Raw genomic sequence first — 1,692 nt, forward strand, 5'->3', positions numbered from 1 at the left:
CGCTGCTCCGCCAGCTCGACGTGGTGCCCGAGGGCCGCGCGGGCGACCTGATCGCCGCCTTCCGCGCCCGGCGCGAACTGGTGGTGCGCACCGCCGCCGAGATGGGCGTGCCGGTGGACGATCCGGGCATCGCCCAGCGGCTCGGGCTCGACAGCGTGATGGTGGGTGGCGGGCTGGCCCCGGGCACCGCCGAGGTCCGCTACGCGATGGGGCTCGACGGCGTGCAGCGGCTCGAGCTGTGGGTCGGGCCGGGCACTCGCCTGGGCGACGTGAGCATCCACCAGGAAACCGTCCAGGCCCTGCGCCGCTGGGGCGACGAGACCGGCAACCTGCGCGGCATGCTGGAGCGGGTGCGGGCGTGGGCGCGGGGTGGCACCCTGTCCAACGAGGAAGAGGTGATCCTCGAACTCCAGAAGCACGCCCGGATGATCGAGGCCCGCGAGCACGCCATGTCGGGCCTGGCACCGGGCAGCGACACTGCCCACCGGCTGCAGCAGGAGATCGCCAACCTGCAGACCGCCGCCGACGCCATCCAGGCGCGACTCACCGGCTGGGGCGTGCCCGAAGGGGTCATCGCCGGCCGTGGTGGCCGGGGAGAGCCGGAGCCGAGCTTCCGGGGGGCCACCCGCGTGTCGTCCGAGCCGCCCTTCGATTACCGGGTGCGGCGCTTCAACGACATCTCCGAGCTGCCCCGCAACCTGGACGGCACCATCGCCCCGCTGCCCGAGGGCGTTGTGTACACCTTCCCGGACGGTACCCGGGTGTGGCGCGAAAACGGCTTCACCCGCCACGACACGGTGGTCCGCCGGGGCGTTGGCCGGCGCGAAACCGAGCTGGAATTCCTCAGCGCCGGCGAGCATGGCCGGCCGGAAGTGGCCGGCATGGAGCGCGCCCACACCCTCGGCCAGGGCACCGGCTTCGAGAGCCCCTTCGGCATCCTGATGGCGCCGGCCGAGGTGAACCAGATCATCCAGAACAACGGGATCGAGGAGCTGCTGCGCGGCTTCCGGGATGCCGCCCGCGGGGGCGAACGCTTCCACCTGTCCACCCTCACCCAGGCCCACTGGGGCACTTCGCGGCTCGCCGAGGTGCGCTACCGCGTATCGGTGTCGCGGGGCGGCGGCTCGCCCGAGTTCCTCTTCGAATACCGCATCACGGTGGGCCGCGACGCCCCCTTTGCGGTGGAGCACGGGCTCGCCAACATCACCGAGAGCCCCGACCTGTCGAACTACTTCGACCTGGTGGACGTGCCCGCACGGCTGCGCACCCGCTTTGCCATGCGGGCCGGGGGCGGCACGGCGCCCATCGTGCACGCCGAAAACTGGGCCAGCGTCGAACCGCTCATCGACACGCCGGTGGCGACGGCCGTGCTCCCGCCGGGCTACACCCGCGTCAGAAGCAGCGACGGCGGCTGGATCATCCGCCGGCGCGACCCCAACGACCTGCGCTTCCAGCGCCTCACCGTGCGGCCCGGCCCGGGCGGCGAGCCGGTGATCGCCGTCTGGCGGCCCTTTGAATGACCTACCGTGGCGGAGACTTGACCATGGAAAACCCCACAAAACGGCAAAAAATGCCGCTCATCACCCGCGACAAGCCCGCCGAACATCGGGCCGACCGGGTTGCCCGGGGCGAGCGCCCCGCCCCCCTGAGCCGCGCCGCCCGCGATCCGGCCCCCGCCAGCCTGGGCCTCGG

1 protein-coding gene is annotated in these 1,692 nt (G+C 72.7%); it reads left to right on the plus strand.

Annotated features, from left to right (window positions below; all coding sequences use genetic code 11):
• The coding region (locus tag QQK25_RS22860; RefSeq protein ID WP_284190030.1) for a polymorphic toxin type 4 domain-containing protein at nt 1-1,520 on the plus strand (1,520 nt) is incomplete at its 5' end.
• Nucleotides 1,521-1,692: the final 172 nt, after the last annotated feature.

Source organism: Zoogloea oryzae (assembly GCF_030161255.1).
In the GTDB taxonomy this organism is placed as follows: domain Bacteria; phylum Pseudomonadota; class Gammaproteobacteria; order Burkholderiales; family Rhodocyclaceae; genus Zoogloea; species Zoogloea oryzae.